We start from the raw sequence: 25,393 nt of genomic DNA, 5'->3' as shown, positions 1-25,393 counted from the left end.
AACCGCGCCTCTTTATTTTCCTACGTCTAAACGGTCTTAGCTCTCTGAGAATTCCAGAACTGTACCGCTAGCGCTTTCAGGACGCACAGCCACACCCACCGACGTCGACACAAAGGAAACGCCATGTGCGGACAATGCTGTACGCGTTTTATCCAGTGAGCTGACACGAATGCGCAGCGCTGCAAATGCGCTGGCGGGTGTCTTGCTCAGGTCAACTTCTGGATAAAGCGATGCGGCTTTCTCACTATCCACAACCAGTATATCGGCGGACTCTGGTCCCGTCAGAACCTTCCAACCACCATCATACTCAACCGCTTCCCCCGCTTCGAAAAGACGGGCAAAGCCCTTCGCAGCCTCTGCGGGTTCATCCGAGATGGTTACGATGGCAGATAGTCCGATTGCCCCATTTTCATGTTCGATCAATTCCGGCAACCAGACGGTTTCGCGGGTCTTGTGCTGGCACATGAACACCATGCCTTGCGGGACTTCGCTGTTCGCGAAGGATACGGTTTCAAACGCTGCAACGCCTCCGCCACCACCCGGCAATTGCACGGGACGCTGAAAGGCGCCGACTTCGCCCGTCGCTATATCGAGCGCTGCAAGCTCCGCCTTTGCCTCGCGTGCATTATCGATCCGGCAGGCAATTGCATGCAACCCTTCCCCCTGCGCGGCCAGTTTCTCACGCTGGTGCAAATTGCCCGGCGTTTCGGCAACAATGCCCAGAAGTTCGAAATAGTCCTCCGGGAACATGATCGTATAGTTGCCGGTGCCTTTCTCCTTGCTGTGCAGCCCGCGTGGGCTCAGTGTAAAACCGAAGCGACGGTACTGCTCGGCACTTTTCTCCAGATCGTTAACCAGCAGAAAAACGTGATCGACGCCTTTTACCGGATGAGACATGCGGAGTTTCCTTTTTTCATAAAATCAGATGCTAGGAATTGAGGCTTATTTCTTTGTCGGCGCCAATACAATCTCATGGATTGTGACGCGCGGGTTCATAGTGGCAACATAGAGTGCAGTTTCAGCCATGTCTTCCGGCTGGATGACGTCATCCATGCGTGCAGGATCAAAACCCGGGCGACGCGCCAGAAGCGGCGTCGCCACTTCGCCGGGGCAAAGAACCGTGGAACGAATACCGTTTTGCCCCTCCTGCGCGTTCAGGCTCGCGCTCAAATCGTTGAGTGCATGCTTGGATGCGCCATAGGGCACGCCACCAGCCGGTGATGAAAAACGTCCCGCCCACGAAGATGTATGGATCATCAGGCCAGCGCCCTGCTTGCGCATCGGGGTCAGTGCGGCTGCGATCACATTGATCGCCCCCTTGATATTGATATCGATGACATCATCCCATGAATCGAAATCGATATCAGACCAGCTGCGGCGCGGGATATTAAGACCAGCATTGTTGCAGAGTATATCAAGACGTCCGGCCCAGCCGACGATGGCTTCCGCAGTATCTGCCATCGCTTTGCGGTCAAGCACGTCAGCAGGAAACGTCCGAACCTCACCGCCAGCGGACGTGATCTCATCAGCGATAGACGCCAGCGCATCCGCTTTCCGGCCGGTCAGAGCGACAGGCCAGCCCTGGCTTGCAAACCGTCGCGCCATTGCAGCCCCGATGCCGGACCCGGCACCCGTGATCCACACCGCACCTGGCTTGGTTTTGCCCGCATTTTCGCTCTGTTCGGGAGAAATCTGGCTCATCAACAAACTCCAATATAGAAAATCGACATTTATTAACGCATGGTTATCGAGAAATTATACTAATTTTATCATTTAAATTAGTTTATCTTGACAAAATCATAGCGGATTCTAGCATAACCGTGCTTGCATAAGAAAAAGGCCCTTGAGAGCTGCTTTAAAGAGCGTTTTCAGGGGGTTGAACAATATCGGGACGTGCGGGAAAAGAGGCCGGAAAGCCCTCCTCAACGTCCTTCAGGGGAACATAGAATGCATATCAGAAAAGCTGGCCTTGGCCTGTTTCTCGCGGCCTTTTCGCTTGCGACGGCGTCGTCCCACGCCGAAGAAGTGAAGCGCGGCGGTACGGTTATTGTCCATATGAATACCGAGCAGGGCGTCCTCAACCCTGCGCTGCGCGCCTCCACCGGCGTTTACCAGATCACTGGCCGTATCATGGAGCCTCTGATCGACCGTACCTATGAGGGCTATGTGCCGGTTCTGGCAACGAGCTGGTCTTCATCGGAAGACGGCAAGGCCATCACCTTCAAGCTGCGCGAGAATGTACGCTGGCATGATGGCCAGCCTTTCACCTGCGATGACGTTTCATTCAGCGCGATGAACCTCTGGAAGAAGCTGCTCAACTATTCGACCACGCTTCAGGCCAATCTCGAAGCTGTCGACTGCACAGATCCGCATACGGCCGTGTTCCGCTATTCCAAGCCGATGCCTCTGGAATTGCTGGTCGCCGCCATGCCAGATCTCGGCCATCCGGTGCCGAAGCATCTTTATGAAGGCACCGATATTCTGAAGAACAAGTACAATTCCGCGCCGGTCGGCACGGGTCCGTTCAAGTTCGTCGAATATGAGCGCGGCCAGCACATTATTGCCGAACGCAATGATGATTACTGGCGCGGCAAGGAATATCCTTATCTCGACCGTATCATCTGGCGTTTCATGCCGGACAAGGCCGCGGCTGCCGCAGCGCTTGAAGCTGGCGAAATGATGGAAACCGCCTTCAACGGCATTTCCATGTCGGATACCGAGCGCCTCCAGAAGGATGGCCGCTTCGACACCGGCACCAAGGGTTTCGAAAACAACGTCGCCCATTCGACCATCGAGTTCAACCTGCGCAATCCGATCCTTGCCAATCTGAAGGTTCGTCAGGCGATCTATCACGCGCTCGATATCGACTTTGCGATCAAGACGATCATGCGCGGCTACGCCAAGCCGGGCCGTGGTCCAATCCCGAGCGCTGGCGGCGCAAATTATACCGATCAGGTCCAGACCTATCCATATGACGTGGAAAAGGCCAAGAAGCTACTCGACGAAGCCGGCTATCCGGCAGGCCCTGATGGCATCCGCTTCAAGCTGCGCCATCGTCCGGCACCATGGGGTGAATATACGCAGCTTTGGGCTGAATATTATGCGCAGGCCATGAAGGAAGTCGGCATCGACGTCGAAATCCTGACCAATGATGCGCCTGGCTTCCTGAATGGCGTGTATCGCGATCACGACTTCGACACGGCGAGCGGCTGGCACCAGTTCCGTTCTGATCCGGCTGTTTCGACCACCGTGTGGCTGCGTTCCGGCGCTCCGGTCGGCACGGCATGGTCCAACCAGTTCGGCTACAAGTCTGACGAAATGGACAGCCTGATCGACAAGGCCGCAAGCGAGCTGGACCCTGCCAAGCGCGCCGATCTCTATCACCAGATCCAGCAGCTTGAAATGAAGGACCTGCCGGTCATCTTCGCCATCGAACATCCCTTCGTCGGCGTGACCAACAAGGTTCTCAAGAACCACCACAACACACCGCGGTGGGATTCGTCGAGCTGGTACGATCTCTGGATCGATCAATAAGCCATACGAGACCGCTGCCGGGCTTCCCGGCAGCGGTTCCTCTCTTTTATGAATGCTGACTATGAATATCTTGCAGGATAATCCGCAATGTCCCTGCCCCCAATCCTGACCTTTGCGCTGCGCCGCATCTTGCAGGCAATCCCCGTCATCCTCCTCATCATGATCGGGGCGTTTCTGCTGATCAAGCTTGCGCCCGGCGACACGGTTGATGCGCTTGTTGGTGACATGGGCGGCGCTGACCCGCAATTCGTTGCCAATCTGCGCACCGAATATGGTCTCGACCAACCGGTCTGGGTACAGCTGTGGATTTACATGACCAAGCTGGCTCGGTTCGATTTCGGCTGGTCCTATGTCTATGAACTGCCCGTGCTGGATGTGCTCAAGGCTCGTCTTGTGCCGACGCTCCTGCTTATGCTCTCTTCCCTGTCGGTCGCCTTTATTTTCGGCATAGCGCTTGGCGCTTTTGCGGCGCGCAAGGCCTATTCGCTGACCGACAATGTCATCTCCACGCTTGGCCTCGTGTTCTACGCCATGCCAAGTTTCTTCCTCAGCCTCATCTTGATGTTCATCTTTTCCGTCAAGCTGGGCTGGCTGCCCGTCGGCGGTTACAAGACGCTGGGCGGCTTTTATACCGGTTGGAAGAACGTTTGGGATATTGTCGTGCACCTCGTCATGCCGACGACGGCGCTTTCACTTATCTACCTCGCTTTCTACATGCGCCTGATGCGCACGAGCGTGCTGGAAGTGGCCGATCTCGATTATGTCCGAACGGCCCGCGCCAAGGGCGCCAGCGGCGCAAGGCTGATGTTCCATCACATCATGCGCAACGCTTTCCTGCCAGTCGTGACGTTGCTTGGTCTCCAGTTTTCCACCGTGCTTGGCGGATCGGTTGTGATCGAAACAATCTTCTCGCTGCCCGGCCTTGGCCAGCTTGCCTATACCTCGGTGATCAAGCGCGACCTCAACACGCTGATGGGCATTATTTTCCTGTGCTCGGTGCTGGTGGTGATCGTGAACTTCATCACCGATCTCATCTATGCGCGGCTTGATTCCAGGATCGAACTGTCATGACATCCCAGGACCTCTCCCTCACTCGCCCGCCTGTGTCCCGCGCGAAAGTTCTGTGGCAGCGTTTCAGCCGCAACCGCGCCGCTGTGCTGGGCCTCGTCCTTTTCATCGCTGTGGTCCTGATCGCGCTTCTGGCCGATTTCATTGTCCCCGGCGACCCGCTGCGCCGCGCTGGCGATCCACTTGTCTGGCCTTTCATCAATGGAGCCACACCGCTCGGCACCGACCAGCTCGGTCGCGATATCATGGCTGGCATTTTCCATGGTGCACGCATTTCGTTGCTGATTGGCGTCGTCGCGACCCTGATCTCGATCATCATCGGCATCGTGATTGGCGCGCTTGCCGGTTATTATGGTGGCTGGGTGGATGACGTTCTGATGCGCGTGACCGAAGCTTTCCAGACCGTACCCAGCTTCGTACTGCTTCTGACGCTGGTGGCCATTTTCGGCTCATCCATCGAGAACATCATTATCTGCATCGGCATCGTGTCATGGACAGCGTCTGCCCGTATGGTGCGGGCCGAGTTTCTGGCGTTGCGCAAGCGCGAATTCATTGACGCTGCACGCAATCTCGGTGTCGGCAACATGTCGATCATCTTCCGCGAAATCCTGCCAAACGCTTTGCCGCCAGTGATCGTGTTCGCGTCCGTGGTTATGGCCACGTCCATCCTGATGGAAAGCGCACTTGCATTTCTTGGCCTCGGTGATCCCAATTATGCAAGCTGGGGTAACATGATCGGCCAGGGCCGCGCTGTGCTGCGTACCGACTGGTTCTGCTCGGTTATTCCCGGCATTGCCATTCTGCTCACCGTTCTTTCCTTCAGCCTGCTCGGCGAAGGCCTGAATGACGCGCTTAATCCGAGGCAGAAGAAATAATGACCGCCGCACCTGTTCTAGAAATCAGCAACCTGCAAATCGCGCTGCCGAAGGGCGCCGACCGTCCCTATGCCTTGCAGGACCTGACGCTGACCATCAATCCCGGCGAAATCGTCTGCCTCGTTGGCGAAAGCGGCTCCGGTAAATCGCTTTCGGCAGGCGCGATCATGCGCCTTCTGCCGGAACCACACGTCCGCGTAACCCACGGCACGATCAAGCTTGAAGGTACCGATCTTTATTCGCTCAGCGAAGCCGACATGAAAAAGCTGCGCGGCAATCGCATCGGCATGATCTTTCAGGAGCCAATGACTGCACTCAACCCGCAGAAAACGGTTGGCTGGCAGATCGATGAAGTGTTGCGCCTGCACACCAAGCTAAGCCGCAAGGAGCGTCGCGCTGCCGTGCTTGATATGCTGGCAGAAGTGAAAATCCCCGACCCGGATTCTGCCTATAACGCCTATCCGCACCAGATTTCGGGCGGACAGCGCCAGCGCGTCATGATCGCCATGGCGCTGATCCTTAAGCCGCGTCTCATCATTGCCGATGAGCCGACCACGGCGCTCGACGTTACAACACAGGCCCAAATCCTGAAACTGATCCGTGATCTGCAACGCGAACACGACACAGGCATCCTCTTCATCACACATGACTTTGGCGTGGTTGCAGAAATTGCCGACCGCGTCGCTGTGTTGCGGCTTGGCGAGCTGGTTGAGCAAGGCCCGGCAAGTGAGGTGCTGAACCGTCCCCAGCACCCTTACACAAAGGCACTGATCACATCAGTTCCAGCACTCACGCCGCCCGAGCCGAAGCCATCCGTTGAAGCGCAGCCAATTATTCTCAAGGCGAGCGCTTTGCGCAAAACATTCAAGGCGCGGGGCGGATTGCTTACCGGCAAACGCAGCGCTGTACCCGCCGTGAAAGATCTTTCGTTCGAATTGAGGCAGGGCGAAACGCTTGGCGTCGTAGGCGAAAGCGGGTCGGGTAAGACGACTGTTTCGCGCATTGTCACGCGTCTGCTGGAAGCAGATAGCGGCAAGGTCGACGTAAACGGCAAGGATTTTCTGAGCGCAAGCCCGCGCGAGGTGCGCGCCATGCGCAAGAATATCCAGATGGTCTTTCAGGACCCGATGGCTTCTCTCAATCCGCGCCGCCGCGTGGTTGACCTGATTGCACAAGGCCCTATCGTCCATGGCGTGCCAAAAGCACAAGCCCACGCGAAAGCACGGGAATTGCTGGAACTGGTCGAGCTTTCGCCCGCTGCCGCCGACAGATTTCCGCACGAATTTTCCGGCGGACAGCGTCAGCGTATTGGTATTGCTCGCGCCTTGGCGCTTGAACCACGCATCATTGTGGCAGATGAGCCGGTCTCGGCGCTGGACGTCTCGGTGCAGGCGCAGGTGCTGCGGCTTCTTGCCGATCTGCGTGAACGGCTGAACCTGTCGCTGCTCTTCGTCACCCATGATCTGCGTGTTGCAGCCCAGCTTTGCGACCGCATCATCGTCATGTCCAAGGGTGAAATCGCCGAAACCGGCCCAACGGCTGAGGTCTTCGCCAACCCTCGCCACGAATACACACAGCGCCTGCTTGCCTCGATCCCTGGCAAGAACTGGACGCCACCCCGTTCGGAAAACGCGTGAAGCCATGCAAAAAGTAGAATTCCCACCCTCCATCTGGGCCGCCACTGCGCCTCCCCGTACACCGGCCAAGCCGCTGACAAGTGACGCTGAAGCCGATGTCGTTATCGTCGGCGGTGGTTTTACGGGTCTGTCGGCGGCACTTCATCTGGCGAAACGCGGTAAGCGCGTCATCCTGCTGGAAGGCAATGCCGTGGGTTGGGGCGCATCAGGACGCAATAATGGTCAGGTCATCCCGACGATGACGTCCGCCGAACCGGATGCCATCGCCAAGCGTTATGGTGCTTCGGGCGAACGCTTTGCAAGGCTCATTGGCAACAGCGCCGACATTCTCTTTTCAATCGTGCGCGATGAAAACATCGAGGCCGAAGCCGAACAGAAGGGCTGGTTCCAGCCTGCCCACTCGCCCGGCCGCGTGAAGCTCTCGCAATCGCGTGTGGAAGCATGGAAGCGGTTCGGCTTTCCGGCAGAATTTCTTGACCGAGCGGCCACATCGCAATTGCTCGGCACCGATTTCTGGTATGGCGGCATGTTCAACCCGACCGGTGGCCATATCAATCCGCTGGCCTTCGCGCGCGGCCTTGCCGCAGCGGCGGAACGTCATGGAGCGATCATACACGAGCAAAGCCCGGTTAGGTCCTATCGACAGATCGGCGATCACTGGGAAGTGCGTACCGACAACGCCACCGTACGCGCCAAGGGCTTTCTTCTTGCCACCAATGCCTATACCGGCGAGCTGCGCGAAAGGCTTGCCCCACGTCTGGCCCGTACAATCGTGCCGGTACTCTCGTGGCAGATGGCGACTGCACCTGTGAGTGACAATCTGCGCGCGACAATTTTGCCCGGAAGACAGGCCGTTTCCGATACGCGCGGCGACCTGCGCTTCTTCCGCTATGATGCCCGCAACAGGCTGATCACCGGCGGCATCGTGATGGGCGATTTCAATGTCGCGGAACGCGTCAAGCGCAAGACTGCGCGTAACATGGCTGAATCTTTTCCGGCATTGGGCGAACCAGAAATCACCCATGTGTGGAGCGGCTATATCGGCATGACGTGGGACCGTTTTCCACGCGTTCATCAACTTGGCGCCAATGGCTGGGCATGGATCGGCTGCAACGGGCGCGGCGTAGCGCTTGGCACTTCGCTTGGCCGCGAATTTGCACGCGCGCTTGATGGAGAGCCGGTACAAGAACTCGCCTTGCCGGTTTCAGAACCAGTGCCGCTACCCTTTCATAAAGTCGCGCGAAAGATCGCGCCCTTCTATCTCGCCTGGCTTCGACGCAAGGACCTCTCCGAGCCCAATCTCTAAGCCAGCTCATTCAACGTTCATGTGAAAGGTCAGATCCATGAATCAATTGCCAATTCTCGAACGCCGCCGCATTGAGGCGATGGTCATCAAGAACATCTACGATGTCGTGCGCGAACGCTCCGGTGAAGAAGAAGCGCAGACTGTCGTGGGCGAAGCCGTCAGCCGCTCCGCTATTGAACAGGGCAAGAGCTTTGCCGAGGATCTCGGCCGCACGCCGACGCTTCAGGATTTTGCCGATATCCAGCCGCTCTGGACAAAGGAAAACGCACTCGAAATCGACGTGATTTCGCGAGACGAAAGCCATTTCGATTTCAACGTTACGCGTTGCCGCTATTCGGAAATGTATCGCGAGATGGGCCTTGGTCATATCGGCCATCTTTTATCCTGCAATCGCGATGGTGATTTCTGCATCGGCTATAATCCTGCAATGAAGCTGGAACGCACGCAGACCATCATGAAGGGCGCAAGCCACTGCGATTTCCGCTATACCCTCGACGCCACCGAAGAAACGACAAAGGAAGCCTGATATGCCGGTTGAAAACTGGACGTCGAACCAGCTTGACGAACTCGTCGCGTTCCGTCGCGACCTGCACGAAAACCCTGAGCTGCTTTACGATGTGAACCGGACAGCGGACAAGGTTGCCGAAGCGCTGCGCGCAGCTGGCGTCGATGAAGTCGCAACAGGCATCGGGCGCACCGGTGTCGTAGGCGTCATTCGTGGTCAGACCAATAATTCCGGTCGCACTGTCGCCTTGCGCGCCGACATGGATGCACTGCCTATTCTGGAAGAAACCGGCGCAGAATGGTCATCGAAAGTGCCGGGCAAGATGCATGCCTGCGGCCATGACGGTCATACGACGATGCTTTTGGGCGCTGCCCGCGAACTGGCGCAAAGCCGGGCCTTCGATGGTACCGTCGTCGTTATTTTCCAGCCTGCAGAAGAAGGCGGTGCTGGCGCCAAGGCAATGATCGACGACGGCCTGTTCAAGCGCTGGCCGGTCAACGAAGTTTACGGCATGCACAACCGCCCAAACCTTGAGGTCGGACATTTTACCATTAATTCCGGCCCGATCATGGGTTCGGTTGACGTGCTCGACATCACCATCGAGGGCGTTGGTGGCCATGCAGCCTCACCGCACCAGACCATTGATCCTATTCCGGTGACGGCGGCACTCATTCAGGCTATCCAGACACTGACTGCCCGCACGCTCGACCCGTTGGACTCCGCGGTGATTTCGATCACCACCATTCAGGGCGGCGATGCATTCAATGTCATTCCGCAGAAAATCCGGATGACCGGCACGGTCCGCACGCTTCGCGAGGAAGTGCGTGATCATATCGAGAAAAAGCTTGCCCGTGCAGTACAGGGCATCGCCGACGCATTTGAGGCCAAGGCGACACTCGATTATCAGCGCAACTATCCCGTAACCGTCAATCACGAGCAGGAAACTGAACTCGCAGCCCTAGCAGCCGAAGCGGTCTCAGGCGCCGAGCGTGTCACGCGCGACATGCCCGCAACGCTGGGCGGCGAGGATTTTGCGTTCATGCTGAACGAGGTCCCGGGCGCGATGATCAATATCGGCAATGGCCCAAGCGCCAATCTGCATCACCCTAAATATGACTTCAACGATGATGTCATTGCCTGGGGCTGTTCCTATTGGACGACTTTGGTGCGCCAAAGATTGCCGATTTAGCAGCTCTGAAACGCTTGCATTTCATGAAGCGTTCGGTGAGGCGGTCTTCCACCTCACCGAACATTTTTAAGCAGCGCTTTTCAACGACCTATGGGCGGAAATTGGGAACAACCAGTCATATGCGATATTGAAAAGAAACGCATAGGCCAGGTAGAAAAGCACAATCACCACGTCCATCATCAGGGCTGCGATAATTGAAATACCCAGATACCAGGCAATGAACGGTATCAGCAGAACAACGAGTCCTGCTTCAAACAGGATGGCATGCACAACGCGCAGAGGCATGGTTTTACGCACCGTTCCTCTCAGTCGCAACATGGCCCGATCAAATCCAAGATTGAAGAGAAAATTCCAGATGGTTGCGGTTGTCGCGGATATGATCCCGATAACACCCATGGCTTCTACCGGCTTGTTAAAGAGAATGGCCGAGCCCGGGATGAAGATTGCCAGTCCAATAATTTCAAACAACGCCGCGTGGCGAACACGATCCATAAAACTACGCACTTTGATTAATTCCTTGATATTGGTGCGGCCTTTCTATCTAATATTATAGATTTGAAAAGTTAGATACTATCTGGATTTGCGATAGATGAATGTCGAACTGGACCAACTGGAAGCATTCGTCGCAGCCGCAGAACACGGCTCCTTTTCGGCAGCAGCACGTCATTTGCGCAAAGCACAATCAGCGGTCAGCGTGTTGATTTCGTCTCTGGAAGATGACCTCAATGTCAAACTCTTCAGCAGGGCGACACGCAGCCCTGCGCTCACCGAAGCAGGCGCAAGGCTGTTACCCGAAGCCCGCCTGATGCTGGACAGACGTGAGCATCTGATTTCAGTCGCACGAAACTTCGACGCACATGTTGAATCAAGGCTGGTGGTCGCTTTGGATGAACTTTATCCAGAACCGGCGGTCGCCGCGCTTTTTGCTGCGTTTGCGCAGCACTATCCCCATGTTGAACTCGAATTGCAGTTTCCACATTCATCCGTGATCGCCGGACTTTTGAAAGACGGCAAAGTTGATCTAGGCGTCATGTGGCGTCTCGATCAGATACCGCCTGAGCTTGGATTCCAGACCATTGGCTGGGTGCCGCTTGTTCTCGTATGCGGACACAACCACCCGCTCGCCAGCATGCCCGTCAGCTGGGAAGATTTGAAAACCCATCGACAGATCATGGTTCGCAAACGTAGCGATGAAGATGAAAAACACCGGCTGAGGGTGGCCGCAGAAGTCTGGTGGGTGGAAAGCCACTGGGTCATCCTGCAAATCCTGAAACAGGGCATCGGCTGGGCTTATATCCCAGAACATATCCTGCGGGATTCACCTTTGGCTGGCGAGCTTGTCATTCCAAAATTACAGTTTGATGGTGGAGCCCATCCCGTGGCGCTTGAACTCGTCTGGAACAAGCATCGTCCGCATGGCCCCGCCGCAAAGTGGCTCAGACAGCAATTTGCTTCAAACAAATTTTGATCTGGTCCAAGCAAACGATCTCGGGCTCTGCCGGGAAATCGAAAATGCCACTGTCCCTCACTGGTCTGGGATCATGGTGGCAACAATCCTGTCTTCAATGTCTGTGCTTTCGGCCAGCCCATTGCGGACGCCGATACGATCAGCCAGCGATCTGTTCTGGCTCATCTTGTTTTTGCCCTCCAGCTTTTGGATTGGCATGCGTAGACCGACGATACCGCGCAACTGGCCGGCGATGTAAGCCTCCGGTGCATCACTGACAGCCCACGGGTGGCTTCTACCCTTCTCATGGAAATTGGTAAGCCTGTTGACGACCTCCAGCAGCCGATCAGGATCTTCGAAAAACTCAACAGGACCCGAAGCATGGACGGCAGAGTAATTCCACGTTGGCACCACTTTGCCGTGCTCCGCCTTGGTCGCATACCAGGACGGTGTGATATAGGCTTCCGCCCCAGTGAAGACCGCGAGGCCCTTGCCCAGCACCGGGACTTTCCACTGCGTGTTGGCGCGTGCAAGGTGGCCGTAGAGAGTGCCGTATTCGCCTTCGCTCGCTTCTAGAAACATAGGCAACAGCGTGACCATTGGGCCTTCGGTTGTCGCCGTTACGAAGTTAGCCGTACGGCATTCGCGCATCATGTTGTGTAACGCGGCGAGATCATCCACGTGGAACGCGGGCGGATTGTACATCGACATTCTCCTTATATCGAAGTCGCTCTACGCCTTAACTGGCTTTATAAAAATGACCATTTGCGAACATTTCAAGCATACCAATCCGAATGAAACGAGAGCAAACTGTCCTCTGCTACGGTTCTATCAAAGCAGACATCCGCACCAGATCGGCCAGGGATCCCGCCTGCATTTTTTGCATCACATGGGCGCGGCGAACCTTCACCGTAATTTCTTTCACGTCGAGTTCTGCCGCGATCTGCTTGTTCAAGAGACCTTGTACGACAAGCGCGAACACATCGCGTTCACCGGCAGTCAGGCTTGACCAACGAACGCGGACCTCTGAACGGGCTTGTTCATCCTGAAGGCGCTTTTTCTCGCCTTCAATTGCCCGGTAGACAGCATCCAACAGGTCGTGATCACGGAATGGCTTTGGCAGAAAATCCACCGCACCGTTTTTGATAGCTCTGACGCCCATGGCAATATCGCCGTGACCGGTAATAAAGATTACCGGCAGGTGAATACCAAGCCCCGCCATCTGCGCGAAAAAATCCGTGCCCGTCTGCTCTGGCATTCGCACATCCAATATCATACACGCCGGACCGGCTTGCCGTTCATGATCAAGAAAACCACGCACGGACGCAAAGCTCATCGCCTTCATGTCAATGGAGGCGAACAAATCTTCCAGCGCCTGACGAACTGAAAGATCGTCATCAATAATATAGACGACTGTAGCGTTTTCATGTGTTGCCGTCATACTTGCCCGTCCTGACTGCTGGTACTTCCAAAAGAAATGTCACGCCGCTCGACCCGGCTCCCAATGCGCCTTGGGCATCGGTCCAGATGCGACCGCCATTCGCCTCAACAATTGTACGGCTGATCGTAAGCCCCAGCCCAAAGCCGCCCTCTTTTGTCGTCCAGAAAGCATCAAAAAGGCGTTCTCTCGCGGTATTCGTCAGTCCCGGTCCGGTATCAGCTACCGTGAACTGCAAGCTGGCGTTTTCCCCGGATGAGGATGTGATCAAGAGATTGCGCGCGCCCTTCTCCACTTGTGCCATGGCTTCGACGCCATTGAGGATCAGGTTTCCGAAGACCTGCTGTATCTGTACACGGTCCGCGAAAGCGGGCTGTAGATCACTAGCCAGGTCAAGCTCAAAATGGACATCATTGCGATAAAGCTCGGCGGCAGCCAGATCGACCATTTCGCGGATCGCCATGTTGAAATCGAAGCTCCCGACCTTCGGCTTTTCTCCTTTCGACAGGCGGCGGACGCGGTCGAGTATCTCGCTCGCGCGATGAGAATCCGCAGATATCCGCTCGAACGCGGATAGCGCACGCGACGCGTTTGGCGGCTCCTGTGTCAGCCAGCGCCGCCCCGCCCCAGCACTCGTTTCGATAGCGACCAAGGGTTGACTGACTTCGTGGGTGATCGAACCGGTCAACTGGCCAAGCGTAGTCAGGCGCGCGAGACGCAGCAGGCGTTCTCGCGTCTCATGAGCTTCAGCTTCAGCATCCACCAGCTTCAGGCCAAGATAGGCCGTGCATGCGATAGCAAGAATGCTGATCAATGTGTTGATGAACCCGACATTATAGGCGCCGGAGCGCGTCAGACCAAAGCTCACGATGGTCAGAAGAATGCACCCAGCAGCAACGCCAATAACGGTGCAGTGGGTGAACATTCTGGCCGAAACCAGCACGACCGCCGTATAGAACACAGCCGCCGCAATCGCGTAGTCGGTAAATGTGTCGAAGGCGAAAATCGCGGCACTTACAAGTGCCAGCCCCAGAGATGTTACAACGTCCCGTGGAGACATACGGCGAAAGCCTTTCATTCGCATTGAATGTCTCCTTTTTGATTTGGGGTCAGGCGGCTCACCGAAGCCTTATACCGCTAATCGTCAGGCTTGATCTACCATGATCCGCCGACAAGCAAACGGACGGATTTCGCATGAACTTGCGTCGACCGTCGTAAGAGCCAGCATGTTTGCCGCTGACTGAGCAAACCCATCCGGGATAATCGGTATGTCGCATTCGCCAAGCCGATAGCGACTGAAACCAATATCCAGCAGGAGAGGCGCTGCCCCAGATTTCTAAGCCGCGTCCAGAAGTCTGGCTGACGCTGGCGCAATGGTGCGTTCTGGAGGATATATTTTCGCCTTTCTGGCCGGTTGCGTTTACGACGCGGTCTCCGCTTCGATGCGGGTGGAGCGAAAGCGCAAATGCGTTCAGCGGTCATGCTTGTCTCCTCAAACAGCCGGTTCAAAAAACGGATGAAAAAGCGACCAGCAGCAGAACTGCTGGTCACTTCCTTCGATGTGGCGTTGCGAGGCACCGACAACGTCACATCAGAACCACTGGCCAAAGCGGCGAATGTAGAAGGTCTTCATGGTCTGGGCGACGACGCAATAGGCAAACAGCGTCGCAACAAGCCAAGGGAAATAGGCCCATGGGAGCGGCTGCAAGCCAACCATTGCGCCCAAAGGCGAGAATGGAATGTAGATCCCAAGCGCCATGATCAAGCCCGTCATCAACATCACGGGCAAAGCTGCTGTGCTTTGGATGAACGGTATTTTCTGCGTGCGCAGCATATGCACCACAAGTGTCTGCGACAGCAGTCCTTCAATGAACCAGCCCGACTGAAACAGCGACTGCATTTCCGGCGTATTGGCGGAAAAAACATACCACATCAGCGCGAAAGTCGTGATGTCGAAGATCGACGATGTCGGGCCAATCCAGAGCATGAAGCGACCTATATTTCTGGCGTCCCATTTGCGTGGCTTGGCTAGAAATTCCTTGTCCATGCGATCCCATGGCAAGGAAAGCTGCGAGATATCGTACATCAGGTTCTGGATCAGAAGATGAATGGCCAACATCGGCAGGAACGGGATGAAGGCGCTTGCCACGAGAACCGAGAATACGTTGCCGAAGTTCGAGCTGGCGGTCATGTTGAGATACTTGATGATATTACCGAAGGTTTCACGCCCTTTGATAACACCCTCTTCCAGCACCATAAGGCTCTTTTCGAGGAGAATGATATCAGCAGATTCCTTGGCGATATCAGTACCGCTATCGACCGAAATGCCCACGTCCGCGTCCCGCAGTGCCGGGGCATCGTTGATACCATCACCGAGAAAACCAACCGTATGACCATTTGCCTGCAATGCCTTGAGAACACGCGACTTTTGCAAGGGGGTGAGCTTTGCAAAAACGGTGGCCTGCTCGACCGTCAAGCGCAACGTCTCATCGCTCATCTTCTCGATTTCACGACCGAGGATTGGCGTGCCGGGCTCCAGCCCAACCTCGCGGCAGATCTTGGTGGTGACGACTTCATTGTCGCCAGTGAGAACTTTGACAGCAACACCATGATCGGCCAAAGCCGCAATCGCTGGACGAGCAGTCTCCTTTGGCGGGTCGAGGAAGGTCAACAAACCCTGTACCACCAGCTCCTTCTCATCCGGGATACCATAACGCGTCATGGTCATGGCTGGCGCGATCTCGCGCGTGGCAATCACCAGCACACGGAATCCATCGCGATTATAGCCGCGTGCCAGTTCAACAAGTGCATCCCGGCGAATATCATCAAGCGGCTTGATCTCGTCGCCATCGCGGATTGCGGTCGAGATTGCCAGCATCTCTTCGACTGCACCCTTGCAGATCAACAGATGTTCGCCGCTGAGACCTTCAACCACGACCGACAAACGGCGGCGCACGAAGTCGAAGGGCAGTTCGTCGACCTTGTTGTAAATTCGGGCGGGTGCAGTGAGTGAAGGCAAATCTTCGGAAAAGCGGATAACCGCCTGATCCATAAGGTTCTTCACACCACTCTGATGGTAGCTGTTGAGCCAGGCCAGACGCAATACGCTGGGGTCAACCTGACCATGAACGTCAAGGTGATGTTCAAGAATGATCTTGTCCTGGGTCAGCGTGCCGGTCTTATCCGTGCAAAGCACATCCATTGCGCCAAAATTCTGGATGGCGTTGAGACGCTTCACCACCACCTTACGGCGCGCCATGGCAACAGCACCTTTGGCCAGATTTGATGAAACGATCATTGGTAGCATTTCGGGCGTCAGGCCTACAGCCACAGCAAGCGCAAACATGAATGCGTCCGGCCAGTCTCCTTTGGTGAAGCCGTTGATCAGCAGGACGACTGGCACCATAACCAGCATGAAGCGGATCAGCAGCCAGCTCACGCTGTTCACACCGCGATCAAAGGCGGTTTCTGCACGCGAGCCCACAATCGCTTTGGCGAGAGAACCAAAATATGTCCGCGCACCTGTAGCGACCACCACGGCAGTCGCCGTGCCACTGACGACATTCGTGCCCATAAAGCAGACCGTCGGCAGATCGAGCATATCTTGCTGACCACCTGACGACGCGGTAGCCTCGGCAGACTTTTCAGCAATAGCGCCAAGCGTGTCATATTTTTCAACCGGCAGGGCTTCGCCCGTCAAGGCAGCCTGACTGACAAAGAGATCGCGTGATTCAAGGAGGCGTACGTCGGCCGGAATCATATCGCCAGCGGATAGCTTGACGATATCACCGGTAACGAGTTCTGCCATTGGCACTTCGATCAGCTTCGCCTCGGCGCTTTGCCCCGCCCCAAGGCCCTGCCGGCGCGACACTGTTGCCGTCGTGCGGACCATTGCCTTGAGCGCTTCCGCGGCTTTACCAGAGCGAAACTCCTGCCAGAAACGCAGCAGCGCACTGAGGAACACCATCGTAAGAATAATTGTCACGCCGGTATATTCCGGCTCCTCGCCACTGCGCAGCGGCAAGATGATATCGGTGACAGACGAAATGGCCGCCAGCGCAACCAGCACGGCAATGAACGGGTTCTTGAACGCGAGGAGAAACTGCACAAAAGCATGCGGGCGTTTTTCATGCGCCACATGGTTGGGGCCGTCTTTGAGAAGGCGCTCCCTGGCTTCGGCCTCAGTCAGTCCGTTGAGGTTTGTTCTAAAATTGGCAAGTGTCGTGTCGACACTATTCTGCGCCTCGCGCACGGCACGCATCGACAGCTTCCTGTCGTCCTTGCGCGCCGTCGCTGCTACAGGCTGTTTTACGATGGCATTCATGTCTTTATCCTCATGCCGCGATACTCGGCACGAGCACAGACATGCCCATCCCGTTACAGGATGTGCAAAGCCATGCCGCACCGTCGAAGCGACGTCCGGTTTGTTTGTCGATAGAAATCCTGAGATGCCCGCCCGGATAGTGCTACACGCACCGACCGAGCGGACCTACTCGGGTCGTCGTCCATGGTCGAGTTTCCTTGTCTTAAATGGCAGCCGATGGAACAGGACTGCCGATCAATGCACCCAGTTTGATGTCCGGTTCTGCTGACCGGCAGCGAGGAGTAGGCCAAAGCGCTCCAACACCGGCAAAGACCGATAACGCGCGATTTCCTCGGGATCCTTGGTCCAGCGGCATTCCACGCGACCATTTTCCGGGTTCACATACCAGATCGTTGTCAGCCGCGAAGTCTTCCCGGAAATCCTGTCACCGCTTGCCTCTGCTTTGTAAATGGGACGATACGTGGTCTGTTCGCTGGAAGCGGTTGCGTAGCTGGGGTTACGCATATGCACGCCGAAGCGCGCGCCAAAATTGGCGATTGCTGCTGCAATATTCATCTCTTACCTCATGACGCGCCACTGCAAGCGTCCGGGTAAGAGCATGAAATCAGCTCTCTCCGAACAACCCCAGTGGCGACAGCTTTCGACTACTGTCGCTGGGCATTGTGGTTTCCTGTGTTAAGGAGCTGAATTCTTTCGCTCCGACGGCATCTCAATAACAGATGAACCAGTCATGAGCTACGAAAATGCATGCCTTCTACAAGGTGCATTATGGTACTTAAGATATACCAAAGTATACGGTTTGCGCCGAGCACATCATTGATCGCGGCGTTTTGCCAATCGCTCCGTTATCCACTGCACAATGAAATATAGGCCAGGCGTGAGCAACAGACCGATCGTCGTTGCCGCCACCATACCGCCAAAGATTGTCACGCCCACTGCCCGACGCGCGCCGGCGCCAGCCCCCGAAGACAGGATCAAGGGGAGAATGCCCAGAATAAACGACACAGCCGTCATCATCACAGCCCGGAAACGTTGCTCGGCTCCGGCCCGCGCCGCTTCGCCCGCAGTCAATCCCGCTTCTCGCTGTTCCTTTGCAAATTCGACAATCAAAATTGCATTCTTCGCGGCAAGGCCGATCAACAGCACCATCGCGATCTGAACATAGAGACTATTTTGAAGCCCGAAGGCCTTCAGAGCGGCAACCGCACCAAGCAAGGCTGCCCCCAATGAAACGATAACCACTGCTGGCAAAGCCCAGCTTTCATATTGCGCGACCAGGAAGAGATAAGCGAAGAGGAACGCAAGGGCAAAGACCAAACCTTCCTGACCGCTGCTTCTGCTTTCCTGAAAGGACAAGCCCGACCACTCATAGCCATAACCATCCGGCAATTTTTGCGACGCTACGGTTTCCATCGCTGCCATGGCCTGACCGCTACTCGCGCCCGGAGCCGGAACAGCATTGACCTGCGCGGAGACCGCGAGATTGTAGCGTGTGATCACAAAGGGAGCGAGAACGGTGGTCAAGGACACCACACTGCGCAACGGAACCATGGTGCCGTTGCGGTTTCTCACATGGAGTTTCAAAATGTCTTCGCTGTGAGCGCGAAAATCAGAATCTGCTTGCAGGTTGACCTGAAAGACACGACCGTTAAGCGTAAAGTCGTTGACATAGCGCGAACCAAAATTAGCACCAATCACGGCGTAAATATCAGATACGCTGAGCCCGAGCGCCTCGGCGCGGGAACGGTCCACATCGACATAGATTTGCGGCACATTCGCATTGAATGTCGTGGCTGCGCCGCCGATTTCCTTGCTCTGATTGAAATAGCCCAGAAGCGCGTTTGTCACCTGCGCGATTTCCTCGGTCGATTGCCCCTGCAAGGCTTGCAGACGGAAGTCCAGCCCGCCGACAGATCCGATACCGGCTATTGCAGGTGGTGCAAACACCGAAACAATCGCACCGGGGATTTGCGCAAATTGGGACCGCAGGGAACCGATGATATTATTAAGTCGCAGCTCTTCCTTCTCGCGGTCCTCCCACGGCAAGAGTGCGGCGACGGCCATGGCCCCATTTGGTGTGCTGGTCGCTTGCAAAATACTGAAGCCCGCAACCGTTATCACGTCCTGAACCCCGGGCGTCTCGGCAAGAACCTTTCTGACATTTTCGACGATGCGATTGGTGCGGTCGAGCGAAGCTGCACTTGGCAACTGGATATCAACGAACAGCGCGCCCTGATCCTCATCAGGCAGGAAAGTAGCCGGTAGATTGACAAAAATGAGATATGCACCGGCAAAGCAGGCCGCAATGGCCGCAAGCGGCACATACCAGTATTGAACGAGAACGCCCACACACCGGCCATAGGCATTGCGGGTGCGTTCCATGAAGCCCGAAAACCACGCCAGAGGGCCTCTTCGAAAACCGCTCTGCCCTCGCCTCAGCAACAGCGCTGCCAAAGCCGGACTGAGCGTCAGGCCGACGAATGAGGATATGACGAGAGCCGACGAAATCGTGACCGCGAACTGGCGATAGAGCTGTCCCCCAATGCCTGCCAGAAACGCTGTTGGTGTGACCACAGCAAGAAGTACCAGCGTTGTCGAGATGATCGGCCCGGTGATCTGATGCATCGCCTTGCGCGTTGCCTCAACAACTGTAATGTCCGGCGTATCATCCAGTACGTGTTTGACGTTCTCGACAACAAGAATAGCATCATCGACAACGAGGCCAATGGCGAGAACCAAGGCCAGCAACGAAATCATGTTCAGCGAATAGCCAACCGCTAACAGAACTGCGACTGCGCCAAGCATTGAGACCGGTATGGCAAGAGCAGAAATCAGCGTCGCGCGCCAATCCTGCAAGAAGATGAACGTCACCGCCAGTACGATGACGAATGCTTCAAACAATGTGCGCGTGGTCAATTGCAGGCTGGCATCGACAAACCGCGTTGCATCATACACGACATGATACTGCAGCCCTGCCGGAAACCGCGATGACAACCGCTTGAGTTCAGCCTGAACGGCTGTCGCGGTCTGTATCGCATTGGCGCCGGGGGACTGGTTGATCTGCAGCATAGCAGATTCATGACCGGCGAAACTTGCTCGTGATGCATAGTTACGCGCACCGAGTTCGAGACGAGCGATATCCCGCAAGAACACCTTTGCACCATCGGCTCCGGTGCGGATGACGATAGCTCCAAATTCGTCCGCATCACGCAACCGCCCCTGAGCTACCAGTGTATATTGAAGCTCAGTCCCCACCCGCATAGGAGGCGCACCTGACTGCCCGAGCGTAGCCTGGATATTCTGCCGCTGAATAGCGGCTGAAACCTCATCAATGGTTATCCCAAGCGCATCCATTCGTTGCGGATTGAGCCAGACGCGCATCGAATATTCTGACGCGCCGGTAACGCTCGCCTCACCGACACCGGCCACACGCGAAATCGCGTCGACAATCGTCGTCGTTGTAAAGTTGGTGATCTCCAGCGCGCTCAAGCTGTCATCAGGGGAATAGAATGCTATGCCCAACACGAAATCGGGCGAGCGTGATCGAACAGAAACGCCTTGCTGCGCCACGGCTGCAGGCAACCGCGAAATCGCCAGCTGCGCGCGATTTTGTACATTGATCTGTGCAAGCTCCGGGTCCGTGCCCACTTCAAAGGTAACCGACAATGAATACTGCCCGGCATTGGAACTCGTGGACGACATATACATCATGTCATCGACGCCATTGATGGCTGTCTCCAGCGGACCACCAACAACGTCAGCAATTACCTCTGCACTGGCACCCGGATATGTTGCCGACACCGTGACTGTTGGTGGCGTAATCTGCGGATATTGCTGGATGGGCAAAGAGAAAACGGCGATTGCACCGGCAATGGAAATGAGAAGGGAGATAACGATTGCAAGACGCGTTCGCCTTATGAAGGTTTCAGAAATCATTGAGCGGCCCCCGGTTCTTCCGGCGACGCTTCCTGCGGCGAAACAGCTTGTCCGTCCGCAATTCTTTGCAGACCTTCGACGACTATCGTTTCACCCTCTTTGATCCCTTCTCTCACAGACCAGTCATTGCCGATGCGCACGCCGGTTACAACCTGTCGTCGCGTAACGGTATTATTGTCATTCAAAACAAAGACAAACTTGCCCTCCCGGTCCTGCAAAACGGATGCCATGGGAACAATCGGCAATATCTTCGCCGCTTCATCCGCCAGACTGACAGCAACGGTCTGGCCAGGGAGAAGAATGTGATCCGGATTTGCAAACAGGGCGCGCACGGTGATTGTGCCCGTTTGCGCATTGACCTCGTTATCGATGAACTGGACGGTACCGGCAGGCCCATATGATTTGCCATTGGCAAGGGTGAGTGTGGGCTGGAAACTGTTCAGATCGACTGTCCCACCGCGCGCTTCCTTCTGACGAATGGCGATGAGCGTCCGGTCTGTAATGGAGAAAACAACCCGAACGGGGTCGAGCTGAACAATGCGCGCCAACGGTCCAGCATTGGGACCGACGAGATTACCAACGGTAAAAAGCGACCTGCCAATGGTGCCATTGATCGGGGAACGGATCTGTGTGTAGGAGAGATTGAGCTTGGCCGTATTGAGTGCAGCCGCCGCACTTTGCACATCCGCCGACGCGATATCGAACGCGGCCTGAGCATCATCCAGCGACGCTTGAGAAGCGGTATTCCGATTTGCCAATGTTCGCGTTCGCGTCAAGGTCTGCCTGGCAGCATTCTGGGACGCTTGCGCACGCGCCACCTGCGCTTCGGCTGATGCAGCCGCCGCCTGCATTTGATCCGGTTCAATCTCGAAAAGCGGATCGCCTGCTTTTACCGCACTGCCCTGTTCGAAGCTCTTCCCTTTGAGAAAGCCGGTGATCCGGGCCTGTATATCAACTGCTTCTATCGCTTCGACCTGGCCATTGAATTGCAGCGGAGCGGTGGACGGTGCGGAGCCAACCTTTCTCACGACCACCGATGGCGCGGTGGGAGATTGCTGGGCAAGGCCCGGATACATGAACAGAAACGAAAGCACCCCGGAAAGGGCAATATTCAAGGAGATATAACCGAGGGTTTTCATCAACTGTGCGTCCTCCTGCGGCCAGATATCGACCAATCATTCATGCATTTCGTGTGCTAAAGGCTATTCCCACATAGGCTAAACCGGCAATCAGCAAGGCAATTCCAGCGATCGATCCCGATGCGAGTTCGCGTGTCAAAGGCCATTTCAGGAAAAGTGCGGCGCTGGCCATCCAGGCGATAAGCCCTGAGATTGCGAACCAGTACCAGCCCTTGGTAGGATGAATCTTGATCGATAATGCGATCTGAAGAAATCCGTGTACGAAAACGACAATTGCAATCAGCAAAGTTATTGCCAGCGCGCCTTTGAGTGGATTGAGATAAATCATTATTCCACCAACCAGTTCCACCACACCCGCCAACTCTTGCCAGACAAAGCCCGCCCAACTCTTAACCCTGAGCGACTGGATAATCTTGACGACACCGATTGCCATCAGGACCACACCGAAGATGGTACTTGCTGCAAACTCCGAGAAAACAGGCAGAAACAGGCAGAGTGCTCCTCCTGCTAACAACAAGACACCGATGCCAAGAAAGCCTTTCCACTTCTTCTGCTCAATCGTCTTGCGCTCCAGATGCGGTAAATCATGAACGTCCATACATAAGCCCTTTCAGCCACGATCATGATCTTCAGCGCGCCCTCTACTGAACGAGAGACGAATAGAAAATGGCGCCCATCAGCGGCGCCATCTCACAGTGCGAACATTGGTTATGCGACCATCACGGGCACGGATTGTTACGTCGTAGGTTCGTCTCAACCGATCCCCCCGATAGAGGAAGTGACTTCCCCTGCAATCTATCGCACGCACATTTCGGAAGCCACGCATCCTCAAAAGCCTGGTACCATCGGAACAACGAATTCTATGGCCGTTATTTATCCTTGTACCAACTAAAGCGGTTTGATTTTGGCTGAATGCCTGAACAGGTTCCGCAATCGTGCCCACCACAGTTAGGGCCAACAAAGCGAGTATAGCGGCAATGGATCGAAACATTATCCCCTCCTCCTCGATCCCTCATCGAAGAATGTCTTCTACGAATGTGCTCAACGACAAGGCGCTTCAAAAACGCGCCCGTGCTGATCCCGATAACGGCAGTACTGAACACCATTCCGGGTCTGCGCGACCCCAACCAGCGTTCCAGCTGCGGCACCGATTGCAGCACCTGTAAGCGCTCCGCGCGTATTGCCGCCAATCGCAGCCCCGGCGAGACCACCGATTGCTGCACCGCCGACGCCATATCCAGCGGTTCTCTGTTCTGAAGACGTACAAGCACTCGCGCCGAAGCCGACAGCGGCAACAACCAACAAGCTAAACATGTATCTGTTCATGGCATCCTCCCTCCGAGGCAGTGAGCGTCAGAAATAGTTCCACGTTAGTCAGGATCGAAATGCAGTACTCATCACCAAAGCATACACTGCTTTGGCTCTTCGTTCAGTCGGGATGTGGTTCTAGGGTATTGAATTTACTTCAGATTTAAGAGCAGGTTCAGGAAGATTTATCTGCGGCCTGGCCTATGCCACCGGTCAACGCGCACGACCCGTCCATCCCGCGCTCTAACCTCAACCCTTAATGCCTGCTGATTGCGCGTTCCGCGGATGACATAGTGCGGTCTCCTGCAGTCGATTTCACGAACATTCGTCAAACCGCGCATTGCAAGACGCCGGGAGGCTTCCCTGCAGGTTAAAGATCGACCGTTGTTCAATTCCGTACCGACAACGACGCTTCGATGAAGTGGACGCGCATTAGCGTCAATAGCGAAAAAAAGCGTAGATAACGCTGCCAGAAGGATTACGGCTTTCGATGCAGGAGCAATTGCATACATCTGTGACCCTCCACTTTGCTATGGATTATTTGAATATAACTACATTTAAAACTTAACAGCAATCCCTTTTATTTAAGGGCGCACAGCTAACCAATAAGCCAATCTTTCGCTTAACAGATTGGCTTATTGCTGGACATCGGGCAGTTGATACTATGGAGTGGCGCTGCTCCAGCCAAGAAATTGCAGATCCGTTTGTTTCGCAACGTCTTCGCATTCATCATGAAGAAGAGCTCATCATCCTTCAATAATGGTTCGGTCAGGCAAGCGACATGCGGCAACGACGGATTTGATAACCGAGCTATTCGAGGTGCAGATAGCGCCGTTATGTGTACGGCCCGACAATTGTTCGAGACCGCACTTTAATCGTAACGGCTACCCCGAGCGGGGTGATGAATTTAAGACAATAGGTCGTTTAAGATTTTCTTTGTAAGCCCATAGGACGCGCTAGCCAGTCCGATTTGATGGCCGTTTTGGAAAGCTCGAGATCGGCCAATAGTCTCTGTTGCGCCAATTCCGGCATGTCGGATGCGCGCGGCGCTCCGCTCGTCCGACTGACATGCATCAGCACCTGTTCGCAAAGCGCCGTTTCTTGACCAGCTTCGTTCAGCATACGCATGAAGAGATGCATCCGCTTGCGATCAGCGTCCAGAACAGACAACACCACATTCAATGTTTCATCCACGTGGCATTCTTTCAGGTATCCGATGCGGCTATCGAGCGTGTAAAGCGTGGCATTGTTCGCCTCGCGATAAGGGGTGTCGACCCCTATCCGATCCATATACGCGGTCGCCGCATCCGAAAAGACGATGCCATAGGCATAGTCACCCATATGCCCATTATAGTCGATCCAGCTCGGTGAGACGGTCGTGCGATAGATGAAAAAAGCATCACTCAAACTCACTTCCTCCGTTCAAACCAGGCATAGAACTCCCCGACGATACCTTTACGGAAGAGTATGACGCATGCCATGAAGATGAGGCCCGTGACGATTGTGACCGGGAAGTCGGATGTTGCGAGATAGTTCTGGAGGGCGACGACGAAGGCGGCGCCGACGATGGGTCCGATCAGCGTGCCGATGCCGTCAAGCAGCGTCATCAGGATGACCTCGCCCGACATCTGCCAGCCGACATCGGTCAGCGTTGCAAACTGGAAGACGAGTGCCTTCATGCCGCCTG

Annotated in this window: 21 protein-coding genes and 1 pseudogene; 8 read left to right on the top strand and 14 right to left on the bottom strand. The window is 55.5% G+C overall.

The window, feature by feature from the left end; all coding sequences use genetic code 11:
- Positions 1-36: 36 nt before the first annotated feature.
- Together FGI60_RS12615 and FGI60_RS12610 are read right to left on the bottom strand one after the other, a co-directional pair.
- The gene (locus tag FGI60_RS12615; protein WP_138785480.1) at positions 37-897 is read right to left on the bottom strand and encodes a VOC family protein; all 861 of its coding nucleotides are present in this window, start codon (positions 895-897) and stop codon (positions 37-39) included.
- Between the two features lie 45 nt (positions 898-942).
- Positions 943-1,701: an SDR family oxidoreductase gene (locus FGI60_RS12610; RefSeq protein ID WP_138785479.1), complete on the bottom strand. Its 759-nt coding sequence runs from the start codon at positions 1,699-1,701 to the stop codon at positions 943-945.
- A gap of 246 nt (positions 1,702-1,947) precedes the next feature.
- On the opposite strand from FGI60_RS12610, the gene FGI60_RS12605 reads away from it, so the two are divergent.
- From FGI60_RS12605 to FGI60_RS12575, 7 genes are all read left to right on the top strand, one after another.
- Entirely contained in the window at positions 1,948-3,534 is a 1,587-nt protein-coding gene (locus FGI60_RS12605; protein ID WP_138785478.1) for an ABC transporter substrate-binding protein, read from the top strand.
- 87 nt (positions 3,535-3,621) lie between these two features.
- Positions 3,622-4,605: an ABC transporter permease gene (locus FGI60_RS12600; protein WP_138785477.1), complete on the top strand. Its 984-nt coding sequence runs from the start codon at positions 3,622-3,624 to the stop codon at positions 4,603-4,605.
- Positions 4,602-5,477, top strand: coding sequence for an ABC transporter permease (locus FGI60_RS12595; RefSeq protein WP_138785476.1), 876 nt, complete (start codon positions 4,602-4,604; stop codon positions 5,475-5,477). The genes FGI60_RS12600 and FGI60_RS12595 overlap by 4 nt, the downstream gene beginning before the upstream one ends.
- Complete coding sequence (locus tag FGI60_RS12590; protein ID WP_138785475.1) at positions 5,477-7,114, top strand: ABC transporter ATP-binding protein; 1,638 nt, start codon at positions 5,477-5,479, stop codon at positions 7,112-7,114. Before FGI60_RS12595 ends, FGI60_RS12590 begins: the two co-directional genes overlap by 1 nt.
- A gap of 4 nt (positions 7,115-7,118) precedes the next feature.
- Complete coding sequence (locus tag FGI60_RS12585) at positions 7,119-8,420, top strand: NAD(P)/FAD-dependent oxidoreductase (RefSeq protein ID WP_138785474.1); 1,302 nt, start codon at positions 7,119-7,121, stop codon at positions 8,418-8,420.
- A gap of 37 nt (positions 8,421-8,457) precedes the next feature.
- Positions 8,458-8,946, top strand: coding sequence for an L-2-amino-thiazoline-4-carboxylic acid hydrolase (locus FGI60_RS12580; RefSeq protein ID WP_138785473.1), 489 nt, complete (start codon positions 8,458-8,460; stop codon positions 8,944-8,946).
- Between the two features lies 1 nt (position 8,947).
- The gene (locus FGI60_RS12575) at positions 8,948-10,114 is read left to right on the top strand and encodes a M20 aminoacylase family protein (RefSeq protein WP_138785472.1); all 1,167 of its coding nucleotides are present in this window, start codon (positions 8,948-8,950) and stop codon (positions 10,112-10,114) included.
- A gap of 66 nt (positions 10,115-10,180) precedes the next feature.
- Here FGI60_RS12575 and FGI60_RS12570 read toward each other — a convergent pair whose 3' ends face one another.
- Entirely contained in the window at positions 10,181-10,618 is a 438-nt protein-coding gene (locus tag FGI60_RS12570) for a PACE efflux transporter (protein WP_138785471.1), read from the bottom strand.
- A gap of 85 nt (positions 10,619-10,703) precedes the next feature.
- Here FGI60_RS12570 and FGI60_RS12565 point away from each other — a divergent pair, with 85 nt between their 5' ends.
- Complete coding sequence (locus FGI60_RS12565) at positions 10,704-11,582, top strand: LysR family transcriptional regulator (RefSeq protein ID WP_138785470.1); 879 nt, start codon at positions 10,704-10,706, stop codon at positions 11,580-11,582.
- A gap of 57 nt (positions 11,583-11,639) precedes the next feature.
- Here FGI60_RS12565 and FGI60_RS12560 read toward each other — a convergent pair whose 3' ends face one another.
- The 11 genes and pseudogenes from FGI60_RS12560 to FGI60_RS12505 all read right to left on the bottom strand — a co-directional run.
- A complete protein-coding gene (locus tag FGI60_RS12560) occupies positions 11,640-12,266 on the bottom strand; it encodes an FMN-binding negative transcriptional regulator (protein ID WP_138785469.1) in 627 nt (208 codons plus the stop codon).
- A 115-nt stretch (positions 12,267-12,381) separates the two neighbouring features.
- Positions 12,382-13,002: a response regulator transcription factor gene (locus FGI60_RS12555; protein ID WP_138785468.1), complete on the bottom strand. Its 621-nt coding sequence runs from the start codon at positions 13,000-13,002 to the stop codon at positions 12,382-12,384.
- Positions 12,986-14,083, bottom strand: a complete 1,098-nt coding sequence (locus FGI60_RS12550) for a sensor histidine kinase (protein ID WP_138785467.1) — start codon at positions 14,081-14,083, stop codon at positions 12,986-12,988. Before FGI60_RS12550 ends, FGI60_RS12555 begins: the two co-directional genes overlap by 17 nt.
- Positions 14,084-14,590: 507 nt before the next feature.
- Complete coding sequence (mgtA, locus tag FGI60_RS12545; protein ID WP_138785466.1) at positions 14,591-17,323, bottom strand: magnesium-translocating P-type ATPase; 2,733 nt, start codon at positions 17,321-17,323, stop codon at positions 14,591-14,593.
- Positions 17,324-17,557: 234 nt separating this feature from the next.
- Positions 17,558-17,878 carry a hypothetical protein gene (locus tag FGI60_RS12540; RefSeq protein ID WP_138785465.1) on the bottom strand — a complete coding sequence of 107 codons (321 nt, stop codon included), beginning with the start codon at positions 17,876-17,878 and terminating at the stop codon, positions 17,558-17,560.
- 258 nt (positions 17,879-18,136) lie between these two features.
- On the bottom strand, positions 18,137-21,259 hold the full coding sequence (locus tag FGI60_RS12535; RefSeq protein ID WP_138785464.1) for an efflux RND transporter permease subunit: 3,123 nt from the start codon (positions 21,257-21,259) through the stop codon (positions 18,137-18,139).
- Positions 21,256-22,398 (bottom strand): efflux RND transporter periplasmic adaptor subunit, encoded by a 1,143-nt coding sequence (locus FGI60_RS12530; RefSeq protein ID WP_235889797.1) that lies wholly within the window; start codon positions 22,396-22,398, stop codon positions 21,256-21,258. The genes FGI60_RS12535 and FGI60_RS12530 overlap by 4 nt, the downstream gene beginning before the upstream one ends.
- Before the next feature lie 40 nt (positions 22,399-22,438).
- Positions 22,439-22,996, bottom strand: coding sequence for an HdeD family acid-resistance protein (locus FGI60_RS12525; protein ID WP_138785462.1), 558 nt, complete (start codon positions 22,994-22,996; stop codon positions 22,439-22,441).
- Positions 22,997-23,439: 443 nt separating this feature from the next.
- On the bottom strand, positions 23,440-23,724 hold the full coding sequence (locus tag FGI60_RS12515) for a glycine zipper 2TM domain-containing protein (protein ID WP_138785460.1): 285 nt from the start codon (positions 23,722-23,724) through the stop codon (positions 23,440-23,442).
- A gap of 906 nt (positions 23,725-24,630) precedes the next feature.
- Positions 24,631-25,113, bottom strand: a complete 483-nt coding sequence (locus FGI60_RS12510; protein WP_138785459.1) for a thioesterase family protein — start codon at positions 25,111-25,113, stop codon at positions 24,631-24,633.
- Positions 25,114-25,115: 2 nt separating this feature from the next.
- Positions 25,116-25,393, bottom strand: a pseudogene (locus FGI60_RS12505) (branched-chain amino acid ABC transporter permease); the annotation flags it as partial.

It is taken from the genome of Brucella haematophila (assembly GCF_005938105.1).
In the GTDB taxonomy this organism is placed as follows: domain Bacteria; phylum Pseudomonadota; class Alphaproteobacteria; order Rhizobiales; family Rhizobiaceae; genus Brucella; species Brucella haematophila.
This window is presented reverse-complemented; position numbering and strand designations above follow the sequence as displayed.

Coding starts and splice junctions, on each gene's coding strand:
- FGI60_RS12615 (WP_138785480.1), bottom strand. CDS start 897: ATGTCTCATCCGGTAAAAGGCGTCGATCACGTTTTTCTGCTGGTTAAC.
- FGI60_RS12610 (WP_138785479.1), bottom strand. CDS start 1,701: ATGAGCCAGATTTCTCCCGAACAGAGCGAAAATGCGGGCAAAACCAAG.
- FGI60_RS12605 (WP_138785478.1), top strand. CDS start 1,948: ATGCATATCAGAAAAGCTGGCCTTGGCCTGTTTCTCGCGGCCTTTTCG.
- FGI60_RS12600 (WP_138785477.1), top strand. CDS start 3,622: ATGTCCCTGCCCCCAATCCTGACCTTTGCGCTGCGCCGCATCTTGCAG.
- FGI60_RS12595 (WP_138785476.1), top strand. CDS start 4,602: ATGACATCCCAGGACCTCTCCCTCACTCGCCCGCCTGTGTCCCGCGCG.
- FGI60_RS12590 (WP_138785475.1), top strand. CDS start 5,477: ATGACCGCCGCACCTGTTCTAGAAATCAGCAACCTGCAAATCGCGCTG.
- FGI60_RS12585 (WP_138785474.1), top strand. CDS start 7,119: ATGCAAAAAGTAGAATTCCCACCCTCCATCTGGGCCGCCACTGCGCCT.
- FGI60_RS12580 (WP_138785473.1), top strand. CDS start 8,458: ATGAATCAATTGCCAATTCTCGAACGCCGCCGCATTGAGGCGATGGTC.
- FGI60_RS12575 (WP_138785472.1), top strand. CDS start 8,948: ATGCCGGTTGAAAACTGGACGTCGAACCAGCTTGACGAACTCGTCGCG.
- FGI60_RS12565 (WP_138785470.1), top strand. CDS start 10,704: ATGAATGTCGAACTGGACCAACTGGAAGCATTCGTCGCAGCCGCAGAA.
- FGI60_RS12560 (WP_138785469.1), bottom strand. CDS start 12,266: ATGTACAATCCGCCCGCGTTCCACGTGGATGATCTCGCCGCGTTACAC.
- FGI60_RS12555 (WP_138785468.1), bottom strand. CDS start 13,002: ATGACGGCAACACATGAAAACGCTACAGTCGTCTATATTATTGATGAC.
- FGI60_RS12550 (WP_138785467.1), bottom strand. CDS start 14,083: ATGCGAATGAAAGGCTTTCGCCGTATGTCTCCACGGGACGTTGTAACA.
- mgtA (WP_138785466.1), bottom strand. CDS start 17,323: ATGAATGCCATCGTAAAACAGCCTGTAGCAGCGACGGCGCGCAAGGAC.
- FGI60_RS12540 (WP_138785465.1), bottom strand. CDS start 17,878: ATGAATATTGCAGCAGCAATCGCCAATTTTGGCGCGCGCTTCGGCGTG.
- FGI60_RS12535 (WP_138785464.1), bottom strand. CDS start 21,259: ATGATTTCTGAAACCTTCATAAGGCGAACGCGTCTTGCAATCGTTATC.
- FGI60_RS12530 (WP_235889797.1), bottom strand. CDS start 22,398: ATGAAAACCCTCGGTTATATCTCCTTGAATATTGCCCTTTCCGGGGTG.
- FGI60_RS12525 (WP_138785462.1), bottom strand. CDS start 22,996: ATGGACGTTCATGATTTACCGCATCTGGAGCGCAAGACGATTGAGCAG.
- FGI60_RS12515 (WP_138785460.1), bottom strand. CDS start 23,724: ATGAACAGATACATGTTTAGCTTGTTGGTTGTTGCCGCTGTCGGCTTC.